This window comes from Sphingobacteriales bacterium (assembly GCA_016719635.1).
Classification (GTDB): domain Bacteria; phylum Bacteroidota; class Bacteroidia; order Chitinophagales; family JADIYW01; genus JADJSS01.
The window spans coordinates 484,876-508,216 of record JADJYT010000002.1 but is presented as its reverse complement, the minus strand read 5'-3'; the positions used below and the strand labels follow the sequence as shown (position 1 = coordinate 508,216).

At 41.3% G+C, this 23,341-nt stretch carries 21 protein-coding genes, 1 tRNA gene and 1 other RNA gene; 13 read left to right on the top strand and 10 right to left on the bottom strand.

The features are described from left to right. Positions 1-18: 18 nt before the first annotated feature. From IPM95_06395 to bamD, 4 genes are read right to left on the bottom strand one after another with little or no spacing between them, the layout of a single operon-like run. Positions 19-996 carry a DUF4835 family protein gene (locus IPM95_06395; protein MBK9328939.1) on the bottom strand — a complete coding sequence of 326 codons (978 nt, stop codon included), beginning with the start codon at positions 994-996 and terminating at the stop codon, positions 19-21. Further along, positions 993-2,204 (bottom strand): bifunctional phosphopantothenoylcysteine decarboxylase/phosphopantothenate--cysteine ligase CoaBC, encoded by a 1,212-nt coding sequence (gene coaBC, locus IPM95_06390; GenBank protein MBK9328938.1) that lies wholly within the window; start codon positions 2,202-2,204, stop codon positions 993-995. The genes IPM95_06395 and coaBC overlap by 4 nt, the downstream gene beginning before the upstream one ends. A gap of 3 nt (positions 2,205-2,207) precedes the next feature. Then, positions 2,208-2,537, bottom strand: coding sequence for a hypothetical protein (locus IPM95_06385; protein ID MBK9328937.1), 330 nt, complete (start codon positions 2,535-2,537; stop codon positions 2,208-2,210). Between the two features lie 4 nt (positions 2,538-2,541). Further along, on the bottom strand, positions 2,542-3,339 hold the full coding sequence (gene bamD, locus IPM95_06380) for an outer membrane protein assembly factor BamD (GenBank protein ID MBK9328936.1): 798 nt from the start codon (positions 3,337-3,339) through the stop codon (positions 2,542-2,544). 172 nt (positions 3,340-3,511) lie between these two features. On the opposite strand from bamD, the gene thyA reads away from it, so the two are divergent. From thyA to IPM95_06360, 4 genes are all read left to right on the top strand, one after another. Further along, positions 3,512-4,423: a thymidylate synthase gene (gene thyA / locus IPM95_06375; GenBank protein MBK9328935.1), complete on the top strand. Its 912-nt coding sequence runs from the start codon at positions 3,512-3,514 to the stop codon at positions 4,421-4,423. A gap of 93 nt (positions 4,424-4,516) precedes the next feature. Next, a complete protein-coding gene (locus IPM95_06370; protein MBK9328934.1) occupies positions 4,517-5,011 on the top strand; it encodes a dihydrofolate reductase in 495 nt (164 codons plus the stop codon). Between the two features lie 71 nt (positions 5,012-5,082). Then, a complete protein-coding gene (locus tag IPM95_06365) occupies positions 5,083-6,270 on the top strand; it encodes a class I SAM-dependent rRNA methyltransferase (GenBank protein ID MBK9328933.1) in 1,188 nt (395 codons plus the stop codon). Between the two features lie 41 nt (positions 6,271-6,311). After that, complete coding sequence (locus IPM95_06360; protein ID MBK9328932.1) at positions 6,312-7,604, top strand: alpha/beta fold hydrolase; 1,293 nt, start codon at positions 6,312-6,314, stop codon at positions 7,602-7,604. Positions 7,605-7,610: 6 nt separating this feature from the next. Here the strand turns inward: IPM95_06360 and IPM95_06355 are convergent, their stop codons facing one another. Together IPM95_06355 and IPM95_06350 are read right to left on the bottom strand one after the other, a co-directional pair. Beyond that, entirely contained in the window at positions 7,611-7,787 is a 177-nt protein-coding gene (locus IPM95_06355; protein MBK9328931.1) for a T9SS type A sorting domain-containing protein, read from the bottom strand. After that, positions 7,784-11,287, bottom strand: a complete 3,504-nt coding sequence (locus IPM95_06350; protein MBK9328930.1) for a hypothetical protein — start codon at positions 11,285-11,287, stop codon at positions 7,784-7,786. The genes IPM95_06355 and IPM95_06350 overlap by 4 nt, the downstream gene beginning before the upstream one ends. Before the next feature lie 353 nt (positions 11,288-11,640). On the opposite strand from IPM95_06350, the gene IPM95_06345 reads away from it, so the two are divergent. The 6 genes from IPM95_06345 to IPM95_06320 all read left to right on the top strand — a co-directional run bounded on the left by IPM95_06345 (position 11,641) and on the right by IPM95_06320 (position 15,185). Further along, positions 11,641-11,778, top strand: coding sequence for a hypothetical protein (locus tag IPM95_06345; GenBank protein ID MBK9328929.1), 138 nt, complete (start codon positions 11,641-11,643; stop codon positions 11,776-11,778). Between the two features lie 282 nt (positions 11,779-12,060). Continuing rightward, positions 12,061-12,240, top strand: a complete 180-nt coding sequence (locus IPM95_06340; GenBank protein MBK9328928.1) for a histidine kinase — start codon at positions 12,061-12,063, stop codon at positions 12,238-12,240. A gap of 374 nt (positions 12,241-12,614) precedes the next feature. Then, complete coding sequence (locus tag IPM95_06335; GenBank protein ID MBK9328927.1) at positions 12,615-12,770, top strand: hypothetical protein; 156 nt, start codon at positions 12,615-12,617, stop codon at positions 12,768-12,770. Between the two features lie 59 nt (positions 12,771-12,829). Continuing rightward, positions 12,830-13,162: RNase P RNA component class A (gene rnpB / locus IPM95_06330), an RNA gene on the top strand. Between the two features lie 72 nt (positions 13,163-13,234). Continuing rightward, positions 13,235-13,774, top strand: coding sequence for a phosphohydrolase (locus IPM95_06325; GenBank protein ID MBK9328926.1), 540 nt, complete (start codon positions 13,235-13,237; stop codon positions 13,772-13,774). A gap of 55 nt (positions 13,775-13,829) precedes the next feature. Next, entirely contained in the window at positions 13,830-15,185 is a 1,356-nt protein-coding gene (locus IPM95_06320; GenBank protein ID MBK9328925.1) for a sigma-54-dependent Fis family transcriptional regulator, read from the top strand. 13 nt (positions 15,186-15,198) lie between these two features. Here the strand turns inward: IPM95_06320 and IPM95_06315 are convergent, their stop codons facing one another. Further along, on the bottom strand, positions 15,199-16,110 hold the full coding sequence (locus IPM95_06315) for a ribonuclease Z (GenBank protein ID MBK9328924.1): 912 nt from the start codon (positions 16,108-16,110) through the stop codon (positions 15,199-15,201). An 84-nt stretch (positions 16,111-16,194) separates the two neighbouring features. Next, entirely contained in the window at positions 16,195-16,548 is a 354-nt protein-coding gene (locus IPM95_06310; GenBank protein ID MBK9328923.1) for an STAS domain-containing protein, read from the bottom strand. Positions 16,549-16,794: 246 nt separating this feature from the next. On the opposite strand from IPM95_06310, the gene IPM95_06305 reads away from it, so the two are divergent. Then, a complete protein-coding gene (locus IPM95_06305) occupies positions 16,795-19,371 on the top strand; it encodes an ATP-dependent Clp protease ATP-binding subunit (GenBank protein ID MBK9328922.1) in 2,577 nt (858 codons plus the stop codon). A 57-nt stretch (positions 19,372-19,428) separates the two neighbouring features. Here IPM95_06305 and IPM95_06300 read toward each other — a convergent pair whose 3' ends face one another. Continuing rightward, on the bottom strand, positions 19,429-19,845 hold the full coding sequence (locus tag IPM95_06300) for a hypothetical protein (GenBank protein ID MBK9328921.1): 417 nt from the start codon (positions 19,843-19,845) through the stop codon (positions 19,429-19,431). A gap of 38 nt (positions 19,846-19,883) precedes the next feature. Continuing rightward, positions 19,884-20,777, bottom strand: coding sequence for an LD-carboxypeptidase (locus tag IPM95_06295; GenBank protein MBK9328920.1), 894 nt, complete (start codon positions 20,775-20,777; stop codon positions 19,884-19,886). 91 nt (positions 20,778-20,868) lie between these two features. On the opposite strand from IPM95_06295, the gene metG reads away from it, so the two are divergent. Together metG and IPM95_06285 are read left to right on the top strand one after the other, a co-directional pair. Then, positions 20,869-23,076 carry a methionine--tRNA ligase gene (gene metG / locus IPM95_06290; GenBank protein ID MBK9328919.1) on the top strand — a complete coding sequence of 736 codons (2,208 nt, stop codon included), beginning with the start codon at positions 20,869-20,871 and terminating at the stop codon, positions 23,074-23,076. Between the two features lie 78 nt (positions 23,077-23,154). Then, positions 23,155-23,229: transfer RNA gene (locus IPM95_06285), tRNA-Arg, on the top strand. Positions 23,230-23,341 lie beyond the last annotated feature (112 nt).

Sequence of the window (23,341 nt, the reverse complement as noted above, 5' to 3'; positions counted from 1 at the left end):
AAAAATCAGGAAGGGAATCTATTTCTTGCCTATTTGCTTATACTTGTCGGAGTTGATGGGGTCTAATGCGGATAAAAGCTGACTGGCAATTGCCCGTTCAGACATATCGCTTTTCGAATAGATGTTAATCAGCTCGGCATTTTTGGCAATAAAGAAATTGCGTAAAGGCTGAAGACTTGGGTTGTCAACATTGATGGGTTGAAGCAGGGTAAGACAAGAGGTGATGGCGCTTCGCCCCTGAGAAGCATCTGTGTACATTCTGTCCAGCCCGTTTCTGTGATAGGAATATAAGGCAGACCTAAACTCTTTGTATCTTGGATTCAGCAGGGCATCTACCATGACGAATCTGTTGATAACACCTGAAATTATGCCACCGGCATCAAACTGGCTCCAACCCTTGTATTTGGATTTTTCTGGTGCAGGCACATTGTTGCAAACGGTCAGGGCTTTCTGAAAATAGGGCATACCACCGTCTTTACTGAAAGACTCATAGTCATAACCAATGATCAAATACGCATAGTAAGCAAGCAGGGAGGTTAAGTGGGTCACATAACCATTGTCGTTATAATCCAGCGTTTGCAGGTCCGCATAATTGAAATCAAAGGTTTTATCCTGCAGGTTCAGGAGCATGGTATTGTAATTTGAATTGTATACCGGACGTTGAGACTGTATAATGGCACTTGCTTTATATTCCCCTTCGGTAGGTATTTCCCCTATATTGATGATAAGATTGCATTTGATGCGTTCTGTTTCTTTATAGTTGTCGTTCGTCCATTTTCTGCCGTTTAAAAATTCCCGAATGAATGCCTCCATGTTTTTAAATACTTGCGGATCTACATTCTGGTTCTTAGGGGCGTTAATAGCGACCGTGCAATTCAATTCCTGTGCATTCGCAAGGGGAAGGAAACAGGTAGTGATAAGGAAGAATAGAAATAGAGAACAGTGTTTTGAACTCCAATACAATTTAGCAGATAAGATGTTTTTAGTGTTTGTCATTTCAATAAGTCTTCAATGGATTTCAAAATATCATCCGCTACCGCTTCTTTGTTCTTTAACTCGAATTTAGTGATTTTATTGTTACGATTCACAATGGAAATCTTGTTGGTGTTAAATTGAAAACCGGCGCCTTTGTCATTCAGGGAATTTAACACGACGATATCAAAATTTTTCCTGTTCAACTTTAATTTGGCATGTTTCAGCTCATTGTTGGTTTCTAATGCGAAGCCGACAGATAATTGGTTCTCTTTTTTGATTTTACCGAATTCATATGCAATATCCACATTCTTTTTCAATGTAATGGAAAATTCGGCGTCTGATTTTTTTATCTTCCGGCTGGAAACCGTTTTAGGGGTGTAGTCAGCGACAGCCGCCGCAAAGATACAGATATCGGAAGCGGCAAATTGTTTCTTACAGGCGGCATACATCTCATTGGCCGAGAAAACACGGGTGACTTTTATGCCCTCTTTTACGTTCAGTTTTGACGGGCCCAGGACGAGGTAAACCTCCGCACCAAGATTATAGGCGGCTTCCGCCAGTGCTATCCCCATTTTTCCGCTGGAATGGTTGCCGATAAAACGAACCGGGTCCAGCGCTTCGTAAGTGGGCCCGGCTGTAATCAATATCTTCTTGCCATTCAGTTTGGAAGGAGTTGCCAAATAGGAATGACGGATGGCATTTCCCAGCTGTTCAACGATTTGCTCCGGTTCTGCCATTCTGCCTTCGCCAAATAATCCGCTAGCCAGCTCCCCGGAATTCACCGAAATGACCTTGTTGCCGAAAGACTGCAGTTTTTGAATATTGGCTTTGGTAGATACATGCTTCCACATATCTTCATCCATCGCAGGAGCTATAAATACAGGGCAGCGTGCCGACATATAAACGCCTATCAGCAGGTTGTCGCATAACCCATTCGCCATTTTAGAGATGGTGCCGGCAGAAGCAGGTGCTACCACCAGAAGGTCTGCCCAAAGTGCCAAATCCACATGGTTGTTCCAATTGGTTTTACCCTTATTGGTGTAATCCACATAGCATTCGTGCTTGGAAAGGGTGGCTAATGTGAGCGGGGAAATAAATTGAGCGGCAGAAGGAGTCATCACCACACGAACGGAGGCGCCTTCCTTTATTAAAAGTCTGATGAGATAGGCTGCTTTATAGGCAGCTATGCTTCCGCATACGGCAACGAGTATTTTTCTGCCGTTGAGCATGAACTATTTGTCTTTATCTCTGAAATACGTTTCGTCGTTCAGGAATTCCTGTAATGCCGTAATCGTGGTCTTCGGTAATTTTTCGTAATAGCGGGAAATTTCAATTTGTTCACGGTTTTCAAACACCTCTTCCAGGTTGTCAGTGGCTGAAGCAAATTCTTCCAGTTTACGGTGCAGCTCCTCTTTCAATTTGGCATTCATCTGAGAAGAACGTGCACTGATTACGTTTATGGATTTGTAAAGATTGCCGGTCTTAGAAGCTAACTCGTCTAAGTTTCTGGTTTCAATATAAGCTGAAACCGTTTTGCCTTCTTCTTTTTTAATGTTGGACATATTTCTACTTTTTAATAATTCGTTTTTTGACGGATGCCTGCATTTTTTCCAGTTCCGGTAAGTATTTACTTTGCGGATATTTGGCCTTAAATGCTTCGAATGCTTTTGCTTCCTCCTTTAATCGTTCCTCCTGCTTGTTTTTATAACTTCCGTCCGCGTATTTTTTCAATGCTTTGACAATTAGGAAGTTAATTCTCTCCGGATTTTCATATTCCGGATATTCTTTCAGGAAATTGCCTAAAGCAACAGCAGCGGCATTGTACTGACCAATCTTGAAGTAAAGATAAGCACTTTCGTAGGCTTTTTTACGCAATTTGGCTCTTAATTCATCAATTTTGTCGTTTGCCTGCTGCATTTTAGTGCTTTTAGGATATTTATTGACAAATTCCTGGAAGGTTTCAATGGCTTTTTGGGTATTTACCTGTTCTAATGAATAGCGCGGGGATTGTTTGAAATAGCAGACAGCTTCATCAAAAGCCGCCTGCTCAGCATGTTCACTGGCAGGGTAAGTGTTGTAAAAACTGCGCAGATAAAATGCACCTAACTCATAGTTGCCGTTTAAAAAATGGGCATTGGCGTATTTGTAATAGATTTCATCCACACTCTTCTGGCCCTTTAAGATGGTTAACAACTGTTCATATAATGGAATAGCTTTCTCATACTTCTTTTTGGCGTACTGTGCATCAGCTTCCTTTATTTTAGCCTCCAGGTCGTTGCCTTTGAATATTTTATCATACTTACGGCTGCAGGAAGCTAAAACGATGGTGATCAATAAAAGAATAAGTGATTTTCTTAAAAACATAAGTCCGCAAAGATAAGGATTAATTGGGGAATTATGGAATAGGTGAATGTCAGAATAGTCCAAAACGGGAATTTTGATGTTAATTTATTTTAAAATTCAATGTCTAACAGTGTTTTCAGGAATGTTTATATCGTTTTTGGGAAGAATAACCGGGCTTTCTTATTTTTACGCTATGCAACAATACCAGCAGTTTCTACAGCATATTTTAGACAACGGCACTTACAAAAGCGACCGCACCGGCACCGGTACCGTCAGTGTTTTCGGTTATCAGATGCGGTTTAATCTGAACGATGGGTTTCCATTGGTAACCACCAAAAAATTACATCTGAAGTCAATTGTTCATGAGTTGCTTTGGTTTATTGCCGGTGATACAAACATACAGTATTTGTGTAAAAATGGCTGTAATATCTGGAATGACTGGCCCTATGCAAAGTATCAGAAAAGTGTTGCATGTCGGGGGGAAACGATGAAAGAATTTGCAGAAAAAATTGCCAATGATGATAATTTTGCCGGTCAATTTGGAGAACTCGGACCTGTGTATGGCCATCAGTGGCGGCACTGGCCGGATGGCAAAGGAGGTGAAATTGACCAGCTGGCTCATCTGATTCAAAATTTGAAAAACAATCCGGACTCGCGCCGGCATATCATATCGGCCTGGAATGTGGCGGATATCGAAGATATGACGTTGCCGCCTTGTCATTCGCTTTTCCAGTTTTATGTCACCCCCCTTTCTTCCCCCCTTAAGGGGGGACAAAGGGGGGTGTTAAGTTGTCAGTTGTATCAGCGAAGCGCAGATGCCTTTTTAGGAGTACCGTTTAATATCGCCTCTTACGCGTTGTTGACAATGATGATTGCGCAGGTGTGCGGTTTTGGTGTGGGCGATTTTGTGCATACATTTGGCGACGCGCATATTTACAGCAACCATGTCGAACAGGTAAAAACACAGTTGAGTCGTACACCTTATGCATTGCCGCAGCTGAAAATAAATCCGGAGGCTGCATCCATCTTTGATTTTAAATATGAAGATTTTGAACTCATAAATTATCAGGCTCATCCACACATCAAAGGTGAAGTCGCAGTGTAATTTATCTGTCCGCAGTTGTCCGTCCACAGCCAGCTGTTTATTTTTTATCTTCAATAAATCGGTTGACCGTGGACTGTCAACCAAACATCCATCATGAATATTTCCATCATAGTAGCGGCAGCAGAAAACGGAGTCATCGGCAAGGACAACCGGTTGCTTTGGAAGCTGTCCTCCGATTTGAAACGCTTTAAAAATATTACAACCGGCCATTTTATAGTGATGGGCCGGAAAACATTTGAATCCATTGGTAACCCTTTGCCGAACCGTACTTCCTTAATCATTTCCAGTAATTTTAGGAGTGCCTTTGAAAACTGCCTTGTTTTTCCAACCATTAATGAAGCCATTGTTTATGCAGCAAAGCAACAGCAGGATGAAATCTTTGTGGTAGGTGGCGGCGAAATTTACCGTCAGACATTGCCACTGGCGAATAAGATACACCTCACCATTGTGCATACGGAAATCGAAGGAGATACGCATTTTGACTACGACGATTCCAACTGGGTGGTCAAACATAAGGAGTTTGTTCCGAAAGATGAAAAGAATGAATTTGACTCCACTTATATCATCCTCCAAAGAACGTTCGATTAATTTCCAAATCGACAGAAAAAATCGTTTTTGCACATTGCCGGTTTACTTTTTTACCTTTGCAGACAGATGATATGCCTGATTATCCCCAAATAATATTAAAGAAAGAAAAAGAACGTTCCGTTCAGCGGTTCCATCCCTGGATATTTTCTGGTGCACTATATTCCTTTGATGCCGGACTGCCGGACGGAGCCATCGTGGAGGTATACGATGCCAAGAAGAAATATCTTTGTACCGGACATTTTTTTCACGGCAGCATTGCCGTGAAAATCCTGTCCTTTGTTCAACAACCGATTAGCCAGGATTTCTGGAATCAGAAGATACAGCAGGCGTTTTTATTAAGGAGTAGCCTCGGGTTGATTGGAAATGTGCATACGAATTGTTTTCGGTTGGTGCATGCAGAAGGAGATAACCTGCCTGGGTTAATCATCGATGTGTATGATACCACCGCCGTTATACAATGTCATTCGGTGGGGATGCACCATGCTATTCAGGAGATAAGAAATGCGATACAGCAGACGCTGCCTTTTGTGGATACAATTTTTGATAAGAGCAGGGAAAATCTGCCTAAGGAATATGCCGAGTCTGTCCGTAATTCCTTTTTACTCGGTGAACATAAAGAAATCACGGCACTAGAAAATGACAGTAAATTTCTGATTGACGTGGTAACCGGACAAAAAACGGGTTTCTTTCTCGACCAGCGGGATAACCGGAATTTGCTGGCGGCATATTGTAGCGGCAAAACCGTGCTTAATACATATTGCTACAGCGGTGGTTTTTCCGTCTATGCCCTTAATCACCATGCTAATAAAGTAGTATCGGTGGATGTTTCCAAAACGGCAATGGAATTGGTCGATAAGAACGTTGCACTTAATATCAACTCTCCTGAAATAGAGCATGTGTCTGTTTGTAAAGATGTATTCGATTATTTTAAAACAAATGAAGAAAACTACGATATCATAATTTTAGACCCGCCTGCTTTTGCCAAATCCATCAATAAGCGTCATAATGCCGTGCAGGCTTATAAACGTCTGAATACGGAAGGGCTTAAAAAAGTAAATAAAGGTGGATTTATATTTACCTTTTCCTGCTCCCAGGTGGTCGATAAGGAGTTGTTTTATGCCACCGTTATGAGTGCCGCCATAGAGGCCGGACGTAATGTGAAGATTTTACACTATCTCTCACAACCGGCTGACCATCCCGTCAATATCTTCCACCCGGAAAGTTCGTACCTGAAAGGGCTGGTATTGTATGTAGATTGAACAATTTATTGTAATTTTCATTTATGAATAAAACAAAATCTATGACTAAGTGTTTCTTGCCATTCATCGCACTGTTTCTCCTCTTTTCTTGCTCCAAAGAAAATTCAGATAGCAATCAAACTATAACGGAGCCGGTGCCTACGGCGCATACGCCGGTGGTGTTTTTACATGGTTTTCTGGCTTCCGGGGATACTTACGAGAAACAGGTCAAACGATTTACCTCTAACGGTTACAGCTTGGCGGATTTGTATGTGTTTGACTGGAATACACTGGATTTCAGTGCAGACAACGTGGGGAATCTCAATAAATTTGTAGATTCAGTCTTGGCAAAGACGGGAAAGTCACAGGTCGATTTGGTAGGACACAGTGCAGGAACGAGGGTAGTGCAGGATTATACCAGCCGTCATCGGAATAAAATAAAACACCTCGTATTACTTGCGGGTTTTCCTCCGGACAGGCAGGATAGTACACCTATTTTAAATATCTATTCCTCCTTTGATTTTATAGCCTCCGGCGGCAAAGATGTAAATGGCGGAACCAATGTGAAACAGACGGACAAAGATCATTATGAGGTCGCAACTTCAAAAGAAACATTTGTGGCGATGTATAAGTTTTTCAACGATGGCGCTTCGCCAGCTAACCTGGAATATACAGAGGAAAATGATGTCATACTGTCCGGTAAATCCGGGTCTTTTGGTGAAAATAAATTTCTGGCGAATACGAACGTAGAAATTTACAAAGTTGACCCAGCCACCGGATTTAGGATTAATTCAGTGCCGGATGCAGTTTTCAAGACAGATGCTAAAGGGTTCTGGGGCCCTTATCGGGCGGATAAGAATGCATACTATGAATTTGTGGTATATGATGATGTAACGGGCAGCCGAAAGGTGCATTACTACAGAGAACCGTTTAAGCGAAGTGATAAATTGGTCTATCTTAGGACATTTCCGACAGGCTTGAGTATCGCCGGATTGTTTCTTTCGTCTTTGCCCAAGGATGACCGCTTGGGAGTAACGGCATTCTTTGGTGCCAGTCAGGCAGCGGTAGCAGGACGGGATGCGCTGGTGCTCGACGGTAATGTATTGTCAATTAATAAATTCTGCTCAAAAGAAAATACAACTATAGCATTGTTTGCATACGATGACAATAAGAATAAAAATACAGACTTGTTTTCGTTAGCTTCTTTTTCATCTTTTCCGTTTTTAAAAGGTGCAGATATCTATTTCCCTACCATTTCACCACAGTCGGTTGTTATGACGTTTAATGGCAGGATATTAAAGGCTGCCAACTGGAAATCCGGCTCAGAAGGCGTAAATGTGATGGTATTTGAATAGCTGTTGTTATAATTTAATAAAAGGTTTGATCTGTACGGTGTTGTCTCCTACCCGTTTTATAAAGTATAATCCTTTGTTGAGATCGCTGACATTCAATGTGTAGATTTCTTCATCGGTTATGGTTATTTTCTTTACTTCCTGACCGGATGACGAAATAATACATATGTCAGCCGGATTTTTCACTCCTGAAAGATAAGATTTAGCTGTTCTTCAACAGGGTTGGGAAATACTTCAAAAGCAATTATCTCATATCCACTGTTATTGACCATTACCATATCAGAGTAGGTGGATTTTCCGCCATAATCAACCTGATGGTATCGGTAGTAATTTCGGCCGGAACTATAATTCACGTCTGTAAAATTATATTCATGCGGGATAATTGAGTTTCCTTGTCCGTCTAGTTTGTGGATGTTGCTGAACTTTTTACCATCGGTTGAATGCTGTATTTCAAAAAAGTCGCAATTATACTCTTGTGCCGTTGTCCAACTGATTAGATTGCCTGTATCTTTCACATAAACTGCCTGTATCGATTGTGTAAGAACAACAGGCAACAAGTTATTTGAAGTTGTTTTAGCCAATGCGAATCCTGAAAACCCCTGAGTAAATCTTCCAGAAATTTTATAATCACCTGTAAGGTATGACTGGTTGAAAACATTGGTCGCAGCATAGTTAGTCGTTCCGTTTGCATATGGATTGCCGGGTGAAACATTTGCAATTGCACCGCCTGATTTGACCATACCTATTTCTGATAATGGATTCCCTGTTCCGCCTGTCCAGCCATCTATTTCGGGTTTGTTGTAATACAAGGTAATATCATACATACCATTCGGATTATTAAATTCGGGAGTAATCAGCAGTGTCTTATGTGTAGCATAATATACCGGATCTAAGTCCAGATACGGAGATACTCCATTACCGTTCCTGTTAATACTAACCGTTGTACATCCATAATTCCACGTGGACTGGTTTTGTATGGTCGCGATGATATTCCCCGTGCCGCTATCATAAAAATTAACAAGCTGATTCGGTCCTAAATATACCGTTGATGATGAATTCAAGGCAGTAGCAATCCTGGCTTTCGTTTTAAAGCCTGTAATTTTCACATTATCCAGTATGTAAAAATTACTGTTTGTTTCATTAACCACTCCAAAACGAACTTTAAAATCCATGTTGTTAAAATCTGTTGCAGATACAGTCAAATGTTCAGGCATATTTACTTCTCCTATCTTTCCCTGCAGTGTAGTATGTGTATACTTATTTATCCATGAATTACCATTCCATAGATCTACTACAATATCACCATTATAAGGCATATAAGGGCTTAAGACATGGTCAAAGTCAATGACAACAGAGTCATATGCTGTTAAATTAAGAGATGGAGTAATTAAATAGGTGGTTTCATTATTGGCCCCGGAATATGTAGTTGGGACCATCATGTAATTGGTACTGTCAACAGAAACTGAGTTACTGTGTGTTTCAGGATCATATATCCAAAACGCCCAATAGGAGCTACTCATCCATTGCGTATATGATTGAGAAAATGTAGCGATTATAGTCCAGCCAGCAGGCGCATCAGATGTCATATTATTAAAATTCTCACTCAGCAATACAGAAGAATACATCTTCTGTTCTGGATTGGCGGTATCATTGTCGGAAATGGAGATGGTGGACGTTCTGTTCCTGTTGGTGGTTTTGTAAGTTGTATTGCCCTGTATGCTTAAACTCAGGATTATATTTTCTAGCCCTTCTGCAGCCGCATCGTCGAATATTTTAACGTTAACAGTCTTAAATGCCGTTTGTCCTGATGGGAAAATAACCTGGCTAGTCATCAATTCATAATCATGTATGTTTTCTGCAGTTCCGGTTGCTGTAATATTTACAGTAATGGCAGCAGTAGGTGCCGATGCAATAAACACCGGCACCGAAACAACCCTAAAACCCCGACAATTAAGTTGTCCACTGCTGCTGTTTTCTGAAGTAGTTAGTAACGTTCTTGCGAATCCTATCTCGCCGAGAGTGCTGTCTCCGCCTTCTACCCGGATATTGTCAATATATACATTGTTGCCGCCCTTATTGTAATTAACTATCTTAAAACTGATAAAATTATTAACATACGTATTTAAAGAAACAACCACATTTTTCCAGTCGTCTTCCGTCGGAATAAATTCCTGAAACTGTTTTGGGTGAGTTTGAAGTGATGAGCCGTATAATTTCTGTATCAGGTACGGGTAAGAATTGCCGCAATCTGTAGATGCATAGACTAAAAGTGTGTCTGTATTGTTATGCGGCGCATAAGCCACGTCGAACGTGATACGTGCATTCTTGAAATTACGCAGGTCATATGCATTTGTTACTACGGCATCTTCGCTTTCATAGGCCAGAAAGTTATAATTTCTGAACCGCAGGGAATTGGACAGTCTGCCGTTTGGTCCCATGATTTGCGCCAGTTCCCAGCTTCTTCCCCAATCCGGATTAAATAATTTCCATCCATTCGGTAATGAAGAACTATTGTTAAAGTCGTCCAGTCTCGGCACTTTATTTGGCACAATAAAGTCTATAGGTTTATAACGCATAAATGTTTTACCACCGCTGGTTGCTGACAAGGACACCCATTTTACCCCCGGGGATGTATAAGTGTGATCTGGATTGGCGGAGGTGTAATCTGTTGTTCCGTCATCATTCACGTCCCACTGATAATCGCTTACTCCGACAGACTGATTCTGGAAATGATATACATACGGACTGTCACAGGACTGTGTGGTTGTGTTGTTAAAATTCACATTAACGGAACTGCAAGTGAGGTTGTACCGGCGATTGATATAGACCCAGTTCATGTAAGCCAGCTGGTCGTTTGAAAAATGAGCTACGCATCTATGGGGTGCATAGCTCATGATATTAGAGACATCCGGGGTGTATAGCTGATTATGACCATCTCTAAATCCTGCATAATACTGACATTGGCTATTTACACGCGGATTATCGTTTACCTCAGGCGCTAATCTCGGATCTGCAGGTGTATCACATATAAAATCTCCCGCGTCATGGCAATTAGAACCGTCAACAAATTCATTTGTCATGACTATATTAGAATATCCATGTGTGTGCAGCAATCCAAAGAAGTGGCCCATTTCATGAGCATAAACAGTCGTGTCTGAATTGTTCTTTATCATTATCCAAAGTCCGCCTCCAGGTGTCGGAGCCACCCCTTGTGCATTTGAGCCCCCAATTGTTAAGGTATCTACCATATATAAGTTTATTACATTGGCGATGCCGAAAGTATTGTTTAGCGGACTGTACTCTGAGTTATTTAGATTGTAAAATATGGAATTATTGATGTAATTATAGGAACCGCAAACATAAAATTCCAGACCTGAATTCAGAAACTGTTTGTTGATATAATTGATTCCCTTTCGAATGAATGAAGTATCCAGGGCCGTAAACCCACTATTGTTTCTTACAATGTGAATCTTGATTGGAATACTGTTCTTCTTCAATCCCGCCATAATCCTGCCGGTAGGTGACATGTTTCTTTCAAAGGAAGATTTAAATTCTTCAAATTCAGGAATTGATTTTTTCATTTGCTGAGCATACTCAGGACTACAAACTGTCCCGCATGGTATTTCTTCTGAAATAGCCGGTACTGCCATGCACCATGCGCCGATAAGAAGTATAATCTTCTTCATAATTAGAATTTTATGCTACTGTGTTTAAATAGTACATTAAAGAGTTGATATCGCGTTGGGTTTATTGGATTTCTTTAATGCTTAAGCTAAAGTTAGACCCGAAAAACCGGAATTGACGGAGATGATTAATAAGTGCCGGAGTTTTTTTAATAAGTGATGACACAGTATGTGGTGTTTAGGGTATCTTAAAAAAAGAATTATTTATAATACGGTTGAGGAATTTGTTTCAGTTGTTTTTCAGTTGCTTCTACAGAGTCATAGCCTTTTTTCGGAACACACGCCTGTAAATGCTTGTCCGGAGAGAAACAACTGAAAGAAATTGACGAACTCTATAGCCGAAAGAATATGAAAAGATGGATTCCATATTGAGAAAGATAGCCGTTGCGACCACATCCTGTAAACAAATAGTATTATCCAACAGGTTGCAGTTGCAGCTGACATTGAATAAAATGACGGATGCAGAAACTGCCCAAAAGCAAATCTTAAATTAGAAACGGCTCAGACATATAGTGTATTAGCAGGAGTTGCATATACCGAAAACAACTACCAGGCATTGTTGAATCTTTGTGACAGCGGATTGCTATTTTTAAACAGAAATAAAGATTTCAGGCACTTGTTTTCCATATTCACCAAGAAGTGTGACGTTTATTCTGAACTGAAGGATTACAAAAAAAGCTGTTCAATATGCCGACTCTGCACTAACCTATGCGAAACAGGAAAATAATCCACTTAGCGTTGCCTTTATTTCACAACGGATAAATGAACTTGCCAAATTGCAGGGCGATTATTTCAATACCTTAAATTCGTTACAGGAAAATAAATATTCTAAAATCGCCGGCTATCTTTCTAAATATGCCAAAATAATGAGAGAGATATTGGAAAGTACGTACAAGGAAATGAATACCATAGAGCAGGAAACAGACTACCTGAATAATTATCTCGAGATACAGTAACTGTGTTATCCCGATAAGTTTGAATATCCCAAACGGACAGATGGAAATATCGAAGAGAATGAAACCTATATTCCTGCCATGATAATTCAGCCATTTATTGAAAACTCCACCGAACATGCCTTTGATATGACTAATGAGAATTGAAAAATATTTAAAGAACACAATCGCCTACGCATTGATATAATGGATAATGGCTCAGGTTATAAGTCGGACAGAAAATCATAAGAATATTCTTCAAGAGCAATTCAAATTATAAAAGACAGTTTGTTGCTATTAAATAAAAAACACAAATCGGATGTATCCTTCTAAATAAGAAAAAGCCGTAATGAAAAAGGTATCTGTGTGGAAGTTGTTTTACCTTTAAATCCACACCAATGAGAGCTTTAATAATTGACAATGAACTTCCTATCCGTAGAGTTTCCCGGTTCTATAAAACAGATGACTGCAGCTTGATTATGACGAACAGCGATGAGGTGCCTGTGTCACAGCGCAAAAAGCAGCAGCTTCTGGCTGTTACAGCTAAATTTTGAGCGCTATATAGAATATAAAATCATTTCGACGGAGAAATATAAATATGTACTATCTTTGTACTGCAGGCTGCTCTACCGCTTCGATCATATCGGGGAGGAAAGTCCGGGCAGCACAGAGCAGTTTGACGGGTAACGCCCGTTGGCAGTAATGTCAGGAAAGTGCCACAGAAAATATCATTGTATTCTGATTTGTTTCAGAATCTCTAAGGTGAAAAACGCTTTGCAGCAATGCATAGCTCAGGTAAACCCCAAACGCTGAAACATCACGTAAACCAACGCCTGACGGCTGCTCGCCGGATGTTGGAGGGTAGATGGATAGAGGCAATCAGTAATGGTTGTCCCAGATAAATGGTAGAGGTTCACAGAACCCGGCTTACAGGCCTGCATTTTTTTTGTATTTTCCGTAAAGGATAAGGCAGCATCTTAAAAAGAAGATTGTTGTATAGTTTTTTACGTAGCATTATATGAAGTATAATCTAATTGAACGGCAACCCATCATTGAAGCACTTTTCGCTTCTTATGCACCTGTATTAGGAAAAAATCACGAGAGGTATAAAAATCACGTATATCGTATCTTCAATTACTGCATGTATTTGAGCAATGGATCATGTGAAGAAAAATATGCCATTGCTTCTGTCTTTCATGATATCGGCATCTGGACGCACAATACCTTTGATTATTTAAAACCGTCAATTGAACTGGCTTCAGCCTATCTGCTCCATTCCAATAAAAAAGAATGGATGGAAGAAATTTCCCGGATGATTGACAATCACCACAAGGTGACCGAATACAAGGGAGATTATGCAGATTCCGTCGAAATATTCAGGAAAGCGGATTGGGCGGATGTATCCATGTCGTTCATTCCGTTTGATATTCCGGATGATATCATCAAACAAACCGAAGCGGCATTTCCATACAAAGGATTTCACCTTACACTTCTTTCGCTCTTTTCCAAAAATCTGATTCAGCACCCGCTGAAGCCTTTGCCCATGTTCAGAAAATAAATTTGTATTTTAGTGGCATACATTTTGTTCGTTCATAATCCATAATAAGAATGCTATGCCTAAAATTTTGATAGTAGACGATGAGAAAGCGATACGCAGAACGCTGAAAGAAATTCTGGAATACGAGAAGTATGAAATCGATGAAGCCGAAGACGGGGAGATCGGATTGACCAAGATTGAAAAAAATAATTATGATGTCGTTGTTCTGGATGTCAAAATGCCGAAGAAGGATGGATTGGAGGTACTGACGGAAATGCAGCAAAAAGGCATCGATACGCCTGTAATTGTTCTGTCCGGGCACGGAAACATTGAGACCGCAGTGGAAGCCGTTAAAAAAGGGGCATTTGATTATATACCAAAACCACCGGACCTGAACCGTTTGTTGATTACAGTCCGAAATGCGATGGATAAGGTTTCGCTTGTGACGGAAACCAAAATCCTTAAAAAGAAAATCGCGAAATCAAAAGAAATCGTCGGCGATTCCAATCCGATACAGAAGATAAAGGAAACGATTGCAAAAGTGGCGCCTACCGAAGCCCGCGTACTTATTACCGGTGATAACGGTTCCGGAAAAGAACTGGTGGCACGCTGGATCCATGAACAGAGCAACCGTGCAAACGGGCCATTGGTGGAAGTGAACTGTGCCGCCATTCCTTCAGAGTTGATTGAAAGTGAATTGTTCGGCCATGAGAAAGGAGCATTCACTTCCGCCATCAAACAGCGTGTCGGTAAGTTTGAGCAGGCGAACGGAGGTACCTTGTTTTTAGATGAAATCGGGGATATGAGTTTATCTGCCCAGGCGAAAGTATTACGTGCTTTACAGGAAAATAAAATCACTAAGGTAGGCGGCGACAGGGAAGAGAAGGTGGATGTGCGTGTGGTGGCAGCCACCAATAAGGATTTGCTGAAAGAGGTGGAGGAAGGCCGTTTTCGTCTGGATTTATACCATCGCCTGAGTGTTATATTGATACATGTTCCATCGCTCAACCAGCGCAAGGATGATATACCGGTACTGACCGATCATTTTCTGAATGAGATTTGCGGTGATTACGGTACTCCCGTCAAGAAAATTGAAAAAGATGCGCTGGAAGCCTTACAGGCACGCAACTGGACAGGAAACATCCGTGAACTGAGAAACGTGGTGGAACGATTGATTATCATGAGCGACAAGACAATTACCAAACAGGATGTGATTGACTATTCCGGCCCCAGCGGGAAAGCGATAAACAACGGTATTGACTTTGAAAAATTCACCAACTTACAACAACTGAATGACTATGTGGAGCGCAGTTTTATTGAACATAAACTCAATAAGAATGAGTGGAACACTTCCAAAACTGCTGATGATATGGGCGTTTCTAAAAAGGCGTTGGAAGAAAAACTGGAGAATCTGGGATTGAAAAAGAGATAGATTTTTTTAAACATCAGAGTTTAAATACCTTTCCCTCTAAAGCGAGTTCCGTATTTTTAAAGATGGTTTTGGCCTCTTCTTCCAGAATACTTAAATCGATATATCGTGAAGAAAAATGACCAAGCAATAGTTTGGTTGCATTTGATTTTTCTGCAATCTTGGCTGCCTGGAGTGCTGTTGTGTGAAATGTTTCTTTCGCTCTCGCCTTATCCAAATCTAAAAAAGTAGATTCGTGATATAATAAACTTACCTGCTTGATGCTTTTAATTAAAGGCAGGTGGTATTGGGTGTCTGAACAAAAAGCATAAGAACGGGGTGTCTTTCCGGCTGTGGTGACTGTTTTGTTTTTGATGGTTTTTCCCTGCTTGTCCTGTACATCATATCCTTGCTTCAGCCATTTGAAATGCGTTTTCTCAATGTCGTATTTTGCCAGTTTGATAAGGTCCAATTGACGTGTTTCCGTTTTTTCAACAAACAAAAATCCGGTGGTGGGTATCTTATGTTTCAGCGGAAGCGAATACACACAGCATTCCGGAATATCCAGCAACAGATTTTTTGCAGTATCATCCGTGGAAACAAATTTTAAATCGAAAAGCAGGGTGGTTTTGCTGGCCTTTAGCTGAACATCCAGAATCTTTTTTAACTCCTTAGGCCCGAAAATGGTGAGTTTGCCGGTCCGTTTTAATAAATTAAAGGTTGTCAGCAGGCCGATTAAACCAAAATAATGATCGCCGTGTAAATGGGAAATGAAGATGTAATCTATCCGGAACCATTTGATTTTGTTCTCTGCCAGGCGTTCCTGGGTGCCCTCTCCGCAGTCAACCAGAAACAACGTATTGTTTAAATTGACAACCTGAGCAGTCGGATGCCTACCGTGATTAAAAACGGCAGAGTTGCTGCCTAATATGGTGACGTCAAAATTCAAGGTTTGAGTTATAGGATAAAGGCTAAGAGCGATAAGGTTGAATTTGTATTCGTGTAACTTATAACAAATAACATTAAACGAGTATCACTTTTTCTTTTTCTTCTGGATGGCTTCCGTAGCATCAAACTGGGTGGAATAGATGTGCAGCACATCTTCCAGCTGGGAGATCTTGATCAGATTTTTAATGGTATCATTCAATCCGCACAAACCAAAAATCCCTTTTTCATCCTTGCATAAACGGTGCCCGATCAGCAGTGCGCTTAATCCGGAAGAATCCACAAATTTCACCTTATCCAGATCTACTACGATATTTTTAAAGCCTTCTGCATTGGCCAATACCAATTCTGATTTTAAAACGGGGGCATTCAAGGAAGTTAATTTGTCTTCTAAAAGTTCATACACCACTAAACCATCTTGTTTATCTACACTGAATTTCATATCACATTAATTTTTATTAGTTAAAAAATGCCGGAGTTGTTTTTTCCAAAAATAGGACTAATTATGCAAAAATCACATCACTTTCAAATGATAAAATCTTTTTTACCGTTTTTTTGTTAATAGTGTCGGGATATTCCAATTTTGTGCATAAAAAAATAAAAAAAACAAAAAAAGCGTTATACTTTTAATTTTAAGTAATAATGGCAGTTTTTTTAAGTTGGCAGCTAATTTGAAGCAATAAGTAATATGGAAGCAAAATTTTCACCCAAGGTAAAAGAAGTGATTTCGTTTAGTCGCGAAGAAGCACTTCGTCTGAAACATGACCAAATCGGTATTGAGCACTTGTTGCTGGGTCTGATACGGGAAGGCGATGGTATGGCCATCAAGGTGCTGCGTTCTTTAGATATAGATATTGCGTTGTTCCGCAAAAAAGTGGAGGATGCTATTAAAGATAAGGTAACGACGATTCCAGGTAACGTAAATAGTTTGCCGCTAACCAAACAGGCGGAAAAGGTATTAAAAATAACGCTTTTAGAGGCAAAGTCCATGAAACAGGAAACGGTGGGCACGGAACACCTTCTCTTATCCATTCTGAAAAACAAAGAAAACATTGTCACACAGCTATTGAGTAAATGGGATGTGACCTATGAAGTTTTCAGAGCGGAACTGGAGTTTCTTCAAAATGAAAACGAATTGAATGATATCACCTCTGATTTACCGAATGAACCATTTGACGAGGGAGATGAGGATGAAAGAGGACGTGGTTTTGGAAATCAGGGCAGTGCCGGTGGGGCGTCGACTGCCAAAAAGGCTGCGTCTAAATCCAATACACCTGTTTTGGATAATTTTGGCAGAGATATCACCCGCTTGGCGGAAGATGGCAAGTTAGACCCCATCGTGGGCAGGGAAACGGAAATCGAACGTGTTTCACAGATATTATCCAGAAGGAAGAAAAATAATCCGATCCTGATAGGTGAGCCAGGTGTAGGTAAAACCGCAATTGTAGAAGGTCTGGCATTGAGAATTATCCAACGCAAAGTATCACGCGTGCTGTTCAACAAACGGGTGGTTTCACTGGATTTGGCTGCATTGGTGGCCGGTACCAAATACCGCGGGCAATTTGAAGAGCGTATGAAAGCCATTATGACGGAGTTGGAAAAAAACCGCGATGTCATTTTATTCATTGATGAGATTCATACCATAGTAGGTGCAGGGGGTGCAACAGGCTCTCTGGATGCTTCCAATATTTTCAAACCGGCATTGGCGCGCGGAGAATTACAATGTATCGGTGCATCCACATTGGATGAATACCGGCAGTATATTGAAAAAGACGGAGCGTTGGACAGACGATTCCAGAAGGTGATGGTGGATCCGCCGTCTCCGGAAGAGACATTGACTATTTTAAAAAATCTGAAATCCAAATACGAAGATTACCACAACGTATCCTACAGCGATGAAGCGATTAATGCCTGTGTTCAGTTGAGCACACGCTATATCACTGACCGATTCCTGCCGGATAAAGCGATTGACGTTTTGGATGAAGTGGGAGCCAGGGTACACCTGAAAAATATTCACGTTCCGGAAAATATTACGCAATTGGAACAGGAGATTGAAAATGTGAAAGAAGAAAAAAACCAGGTGGTGAAAAACCAGCGCTACGAAGAGGCTGCCCGCCTGAGGGATTCCGAAAAACGCTTGCAGGAACAACTGGAACAAGCGAAACGCGACTGGGAAGAAGATGCCAAAGCGAAACGTTATCCGGTGACCGATGAAGATATCGCGGAAGTGGTAGCCATGATGACCGGCATTCCGGTGAAGCGTGTGGCACAGAGCGAAAGCAAGAAACTCGTTCAGATGGCAGATGACCTGAAAAAACAGGTGGTTGGCCAGGATGAAGCGGTGGCGAAAATAACCAAAGCCATTCAGCGTAACCGTGTTGGTCTGAAAGATCCTAAAAAGCCGATTGGTACCTTTATTTTCCTGGGGCCAACGGGTGTCGGTAAAACAGAGTTGGCGCGTGCATTAGCCAGATATATGTTTGATACGGAAGACTCGCTGATACGGATTGATATGAGTGAGTACATGGAAAAATTCTCGATTTCCCGTTTAATCGGGGCTCCTCCGGGATATGTAGGCTATGAGGAAGGTGGACAGCTGACGGAAAAAGTGCGCAGAAAGCCATACTCCGTCATTTTGCTGGATGAGATTGAAAAGGCACATCCCGATGTATACAATGTCTTATTGCAGGTGTTGGATGATGGTATTCTGACCGATGGTCTGGGAAGAAAAGTGGATTTTAAAAACTCCGTCATCATCATGACCTCCAACATCGGTGTCCGTCAGTTGAAAGACTTTGGTACAGGCGTAGGTTTTGCCACAGCCGCTATCAGAGATAATTCCGATAACTTAACAAAAGGGGTTATACAGAAGGCGCTCCAAAAAACGTTCTCACCGGAATTCCTCAACCGAATTGACGATGTGATTGTCTTCAACAGTTTAGGCAAGGAAGAAATCTATAAGATCATCGATATCGTATTGGCAGGCGTTTACGGCCGACTGGAAAAACTGGGCTATCATATTGAGTTGACCATTGGCGCCAAGGATTTCCTCAGTGAGAAAGGGTATGATCCTCAGTTTGGTGCAAGGCCGTTGCATAGGGCGATTCAGAAGTATGTGGAGGACCCGCTGGCGGAAGAAATCCTCAATACCAATATCAACGAAGGCGATACCATCTCGGTGGATATTGATGAGACCACAAAAGATAAGCTGAAGTTCGAAATCAAAAAGAAAAAGAAGAAACCTGCCAAAGAAGAGCAGAACTAATAAAGGGAAGCCATCACCTCGTGATGGCTTCTTGCTTTATATCTTTTCAGAAGAATCTTATTTAGAATTAATTTTATCGGCTGCGCCCGGAATATCGGTTGTTTCATAAAAATTCAATTCCGTCAGCTTCGACTTTTCTGCTGTTTTTATCCGAACAAAATAATGAAATCCATTCGGGCAGGTGCAGGCATCACAGGAAACCATATCCTTGTCGCGCGATGTCCTCATTTCCAGTATTTGAATATTTCGTCCGGTCAGTTCACCTTTCACCGCACCGGCCAGTTGTTCATCTGTAGGGGGTGCAAACCAGTTGAACTGCCAGGGATTGGCACACTTGGTCTCGTCATATTGCAGCCACACTTCATCCGATTGTATGCCGCAGGGTTGCTTTTTTCTGCAGCATTTCTTCTTATCACATTTTCCGAATGAAACTAAAGAGCTTGCTATAAAAATCGGTAAAAATATTTTTCTCATAAACCAACTATTACAAATGTGATACCACGGATGCAGATTTATTGAACGAAGGTGCATTGTTCTCCAACGGTCACCGTCGCCTGTCTCCCCATGAAAACAGCTCGGTTGTCCGGAATATGACCGCAGGGAAAATTAAAACATACGGGGAAGTCATATTCCGCGACATGCTCATAAATAATTTCTTCTGCTGTTTTGCCGAATGGAACCGTGTTGTCTTTCATGTCCGTCATGCCGCCGACTACCAACCCGGCTAAATTTTTCAGTTTGCCTGCTCGTTTCATCGCTATCATCATCCTGTCGATGTGATATAAATATTCATCCAGGTCTTCAATCAACAAAATTTTATGTGTACAGTCCAGAATGGTTCTGGTACCCAGAATACTGTAAAGGATAGATAAGTTTCCGCCGGCCGTTTCACCACCCATAACGCCGTTTCTGTTCAATGGATGCGAATGGAACGTGTATTCCAGTGATTCCCCTGTGAGCGCCTTCCTCATGGATTCCAACGCTTCCGGCGTATTGGTCGGGAATGAAATGGGCATAGTACAATGCAAGGACTCCACGCCAATATTGCAATTGAGTTGTGCGTGAAAAAAAGTGATGTCGGAAAAACCGGCTATCCATTTCGGTTTGTCCATAAATGCACGGAAATCCAGGTCGTCCATGATACGGACGGTACCATAACCTCCCCGTGCCGCCAAAATGGCTTTTATCTTTGGGTTGTTCAGCATGCGCTGAAAATCCGCCAGCCTGGCAACGTCTGTCCCGGCATACTGATGATCCTCCATTCCAATGGTTTCGCCCAATAGCACGTTGAATCCCCAGCTTTCCAGTGTGTTGATGGCTGACTGAATGTCTTCCAGTGGGATTTTTCTTGCCGGACAGGTGATGCCGATGGTGTCGCCTTTTTTCAGGTAGGGTGGACGTATCATATTGTAAAAGTAAAAAGGATAAACTAAAAAATGAATTATTCTTCCTCTAAAGAACGTTTGACTTATAACTTATAACTTATAACTTTGCGCCATGAATCAACCGAAACGATACACCATTACCGCTGCACTGCCTTATGCCAACGGACCTTTGCATATCGGCCATTTGGCCGGGGCATACATTTCGGCGGATATTTATGCCCGGTATCTGAGGCTGAAGGGAGAGGATGTCGTTTTTGTATGTGGCAGCGATGAACATGGGGCGGCCATTACCATTAAAGCTAAAAAGGAAAATACGACACCGAAAGAAATAGTAGATAAATACCACACCATCATCCGGGACAGTTTTGAGAAATTCGGTATCTCTTTCGATATTTATCACCGTACTTCCGAAAAGGTACACTATGATACCTCGCAGGAATTTTTCCGGATATTAAATGAAAAGAATGCTTTTGAAATCATCGAAAGCGAACAATATTACGATGAGGAGGCAAAGCAGTTTCTGGCCGACAGATATATCATCGGCACCTGCCCAAAGTGCGGCAATGAGAATGCATACGGCGACCAGTGCGAAAAATGCGGCAGCTCGCTGAATCCGACCGACCTGATTAATCCTACATCCACCATCAGCGGCCATCAGCCGGTACTGAAAAAAACCAAACACTGGTTTCTAAGACTGGATGAACAGCAGGATGAAATCGCGGCCTGGCTGGAAACGAAAAAAGATGTTTGGAAGAACCATGTATACGGACAATGCAAAAGTTGGATCAATGACGGACTGAGGCCGAGAGCAATGACCCGAGATCTGGACTGGGGAATTCCGGTACCACCGGAAATTGAAGGCAGCCAAGGTAAGGTGCTCTATGTGTGGCTCGATGCGCCGATTGGCTATATTTCCGCCACCAAACAATTGTTCCGGGAAAAGGCAACGGGCCAAACGGAGTTTTCCTACAATAGGAGAAGCTTTGAAGGTGCACGGGAAGACGACTGGAAAAAATACTGGCAGTATGAAGACACGACGCTGATACATTTTATCGGTAAGGATAATATTGTATTTCACTGCATCATCTTTCCGGCCATCTTAAAAGCCACCGGGCAGTATATTTTACCGGACAATGTGCCGGCGAATGAATTCATGAACCTCGAGGGTGATAAGATTTCCACTTCCAGGAATTGGGCTGTTTGGCTGCATGAGTATTTGCAGGATTTCCCGGGCAGGGAAGACGAGTTGCGCTATACGCTCATTGCGAATATGCCTGAAAACAAAGACAGTGAGTTCACCTGGCAGGATTTTCAGAATAGAGTAAATAGTGAACTGGGAAATAACTTAGGGAATTTTGTAAAACGTGTTTCTGATTTATTGCATAAGTTTTATGGGGGTGTAGTTCCGGAATATACACTTCAAAGAGGTAATATGATATATGATGTGTTATTTGAACAAATTGACCAAAAGATATATCATATAAGCAGCTTAATAGGCGGAAGATATTCAACGCATGAAGAGACTGGTACTATTACTTGGGGTACGGGCTTCAGGTTCAGAGAGGCAATGTTTGAGGTAATGCAATTGTCAACATTAGGAAATATATTTTTACAAGAAAATGAGCCATGGAAGCTAATCAAAACAGATGAAATTAGAGTCGCGGAAATTATGTATATAGCTTCTCAGTTTGTGGGGGCATTAGCCTATGTTTTAAAACCACTACTACCTAAAACTGCTAAAAAGATAGAAAGTATTATGCATATTCAAGTTGAATATAATGAATCAGGGTTAAATGATTTTAGGAATGGTAAAATAATTCAAATTATTCCAGCAGGCACCAAAATAAACCCATCTGAAATTTTATTTCCAAAAATCGAAGATGAGCAAATCGCTTTCCAGATAGATAAGTTGAATAAGACCAAACAACAAATCCGGCAGATTTCTCCTGACGTCGAAATGACGCAGGGTACTCAATCAGCATTCATGCCACTCAAATCTCAAATTCAGTACGATGATTTTTCCAGGATGGATATCCGTACCGGAAAAATCCTGACGGCTGAGAAAGTGGAGAAAGCGGATAAGCTGTTAAAACTGACTGTGGATATAGGTATGGAACAGCGTACGATTGTGTCCGGTATTGCGGAGCATTTTCAGCCTGAAGAAATAATTGGGAAGGATGTATCGGTATTGATTAACTTAGTGCCCAGAAAATTACGCGGCATTGAAAGCAACGGCATGATACTGATGGCGGAAGATGCAGACGGAAAATTGTATTTTGTGAAAGCGGATGGTGTAAGTGCCGGAAATGTAATTAAATAGGTACCTTAGTTCAATGCCCGCCCGTACCGAACGGTACGTTCGGGCGGGGATAGAACAGCAGTATGCTATTCTAATTTTGGTCTCGTAGTTCAATGGATAGAACAGCAGTTTCCTAAACTGTTCCTACAAGTTCGATTCTTGTCGAGACTACCATTAAAGAAATGTTTTATGCATACGTTATAAAAAGTATACATCACGACTTTTTCTATAAAGGTCATTGTGAGGATTTAGACAAACGGTTGTAAGAACATAATGCAGGAAATAC

Excerpts from the sequence above, each read along its gene's own strand:
- IPM95_06395 (MBK9328939.1), bottom strand. The coding sequence starts at position 996 with ATGACAAACACTAAAAACATCTTATCTGCTAAATTGTATTGGAGTTCA.
- coaBC (MBK9328938.1), bottom strand. The coding sequence starts at position 2,204 with ATGCTCAACGGCAGAAAAATACTCGTTGCCGTATGCGGAAGCATAGCT.
- IPM95_06385 (MBK9328937.1), bottom strand. The coding sequence starts at position 2,537 with ATGTCCAACATTAAAAAAGAAGAAGGCAAAACGGTTTCAGCTTATATT.
- bamD (MBK9328936.1), bottom strand. The coding sequence starts at position 3,339 with ATGTTTTTAAGAAAATCACTTATTCTTTTATTGATCACCATCGTTTTA.
- thyA (MBK9328935.1), top strand. The coding sequence starts at position 3,512 with ATGCAACAATACCAGCAGTTTCTACAGCATATTTTAGACAACGGCACT.
- IPM95_06370 (MBK9328934.1), top strand. The coding sequence starts at position 4,517 with ATGAATATTTCCATCATAGTAGCGGCAGCAGAAAACGGAGTCATCGGC.
- IPM95_06365 (MBK9328933.1), top strand. The coding sequence starts at position 5,083 with ATGCCTGATTATCCCCAAATAATATTAAAGAAAGAAAAAGAACGTTCC.
- IPM95_06360 (MBK9328932.1), top strand. The coding sequence starts at position 6,312 with ATGACTAAGTGTTTCTTGCCATTCATCGCACTGTTTCTCCTCTTTTCT.
- IPM95_06350 (MBK9328930.1), bottom strand. The coding sequence starts at position 11,287 with ATGAAGAAGATTATACTTCTTATCGGCGCATGGTGCATGGCAGTACCG.
- IPM95_06345 (MBK9328929.1), top strand. The coding sequence starts at position 11,641 with ATGGATTCCATATTGAGAAAGATAGCCGTTGCGACCACATCCTGTAAA.
- IPM95_06335 (MBK9328927.1), top strand. The coding sequence starts at position 12,615 with ATGAGAGCTTTAATAATTGACAATGAACTTCCTATCCGTAGAGTTTCC.
- IPM95_06325 (MBK9328926.1), top strand. The coding sequence starts at position 13,235 with ATGAAGTATAATCTAATTGAACGGCAACCCATCATTGAAGCACTTTTC.
- IPM95_06320 (MBK9328925.1), top strand. The coding sequence starts at position 13,830 with ATGCCTAAAATTTTGATAGTAGACGATGAGAAAGCGATACGCAGAACG.
- IPM95_06310 (MBK9328923.1), bottom strand. The coding sequence starts at position 16,548 with ATGAAATTCAGTGTAGATAAACAAGATGGTTTAGTGGTGTATGAACTT.
- IPM95_06305 (MBK9328922.1), top strand. The coding sequence starts at position 16,795 with ATGGAAGCAAAATTTTCACCCAAGGTAAAAGAAGTGATTTCGTTTAGT.
- IPM95_06300 (MBK9328921.1), bottom strand. The coding sequence starts at position 19,845 with ATGAGAAAAATATTTTTACCGATTTTTATAGCAAGCTCTTTAGTTTCA.
- IPM95_06295 (MBK9328920.1), bottom strand. The coding sequence starts at position 20,777 with ATGATACGTCCACCCTACCTGAAAAAAGGCGACACCATCGGCATCACC.
- metG (MBK9328919.1), top strand. The coding sequence starts at position 20,869 with ATGAATCAACCGAAACGATACACCATTACCGCTGCACTGCCTTATGCC.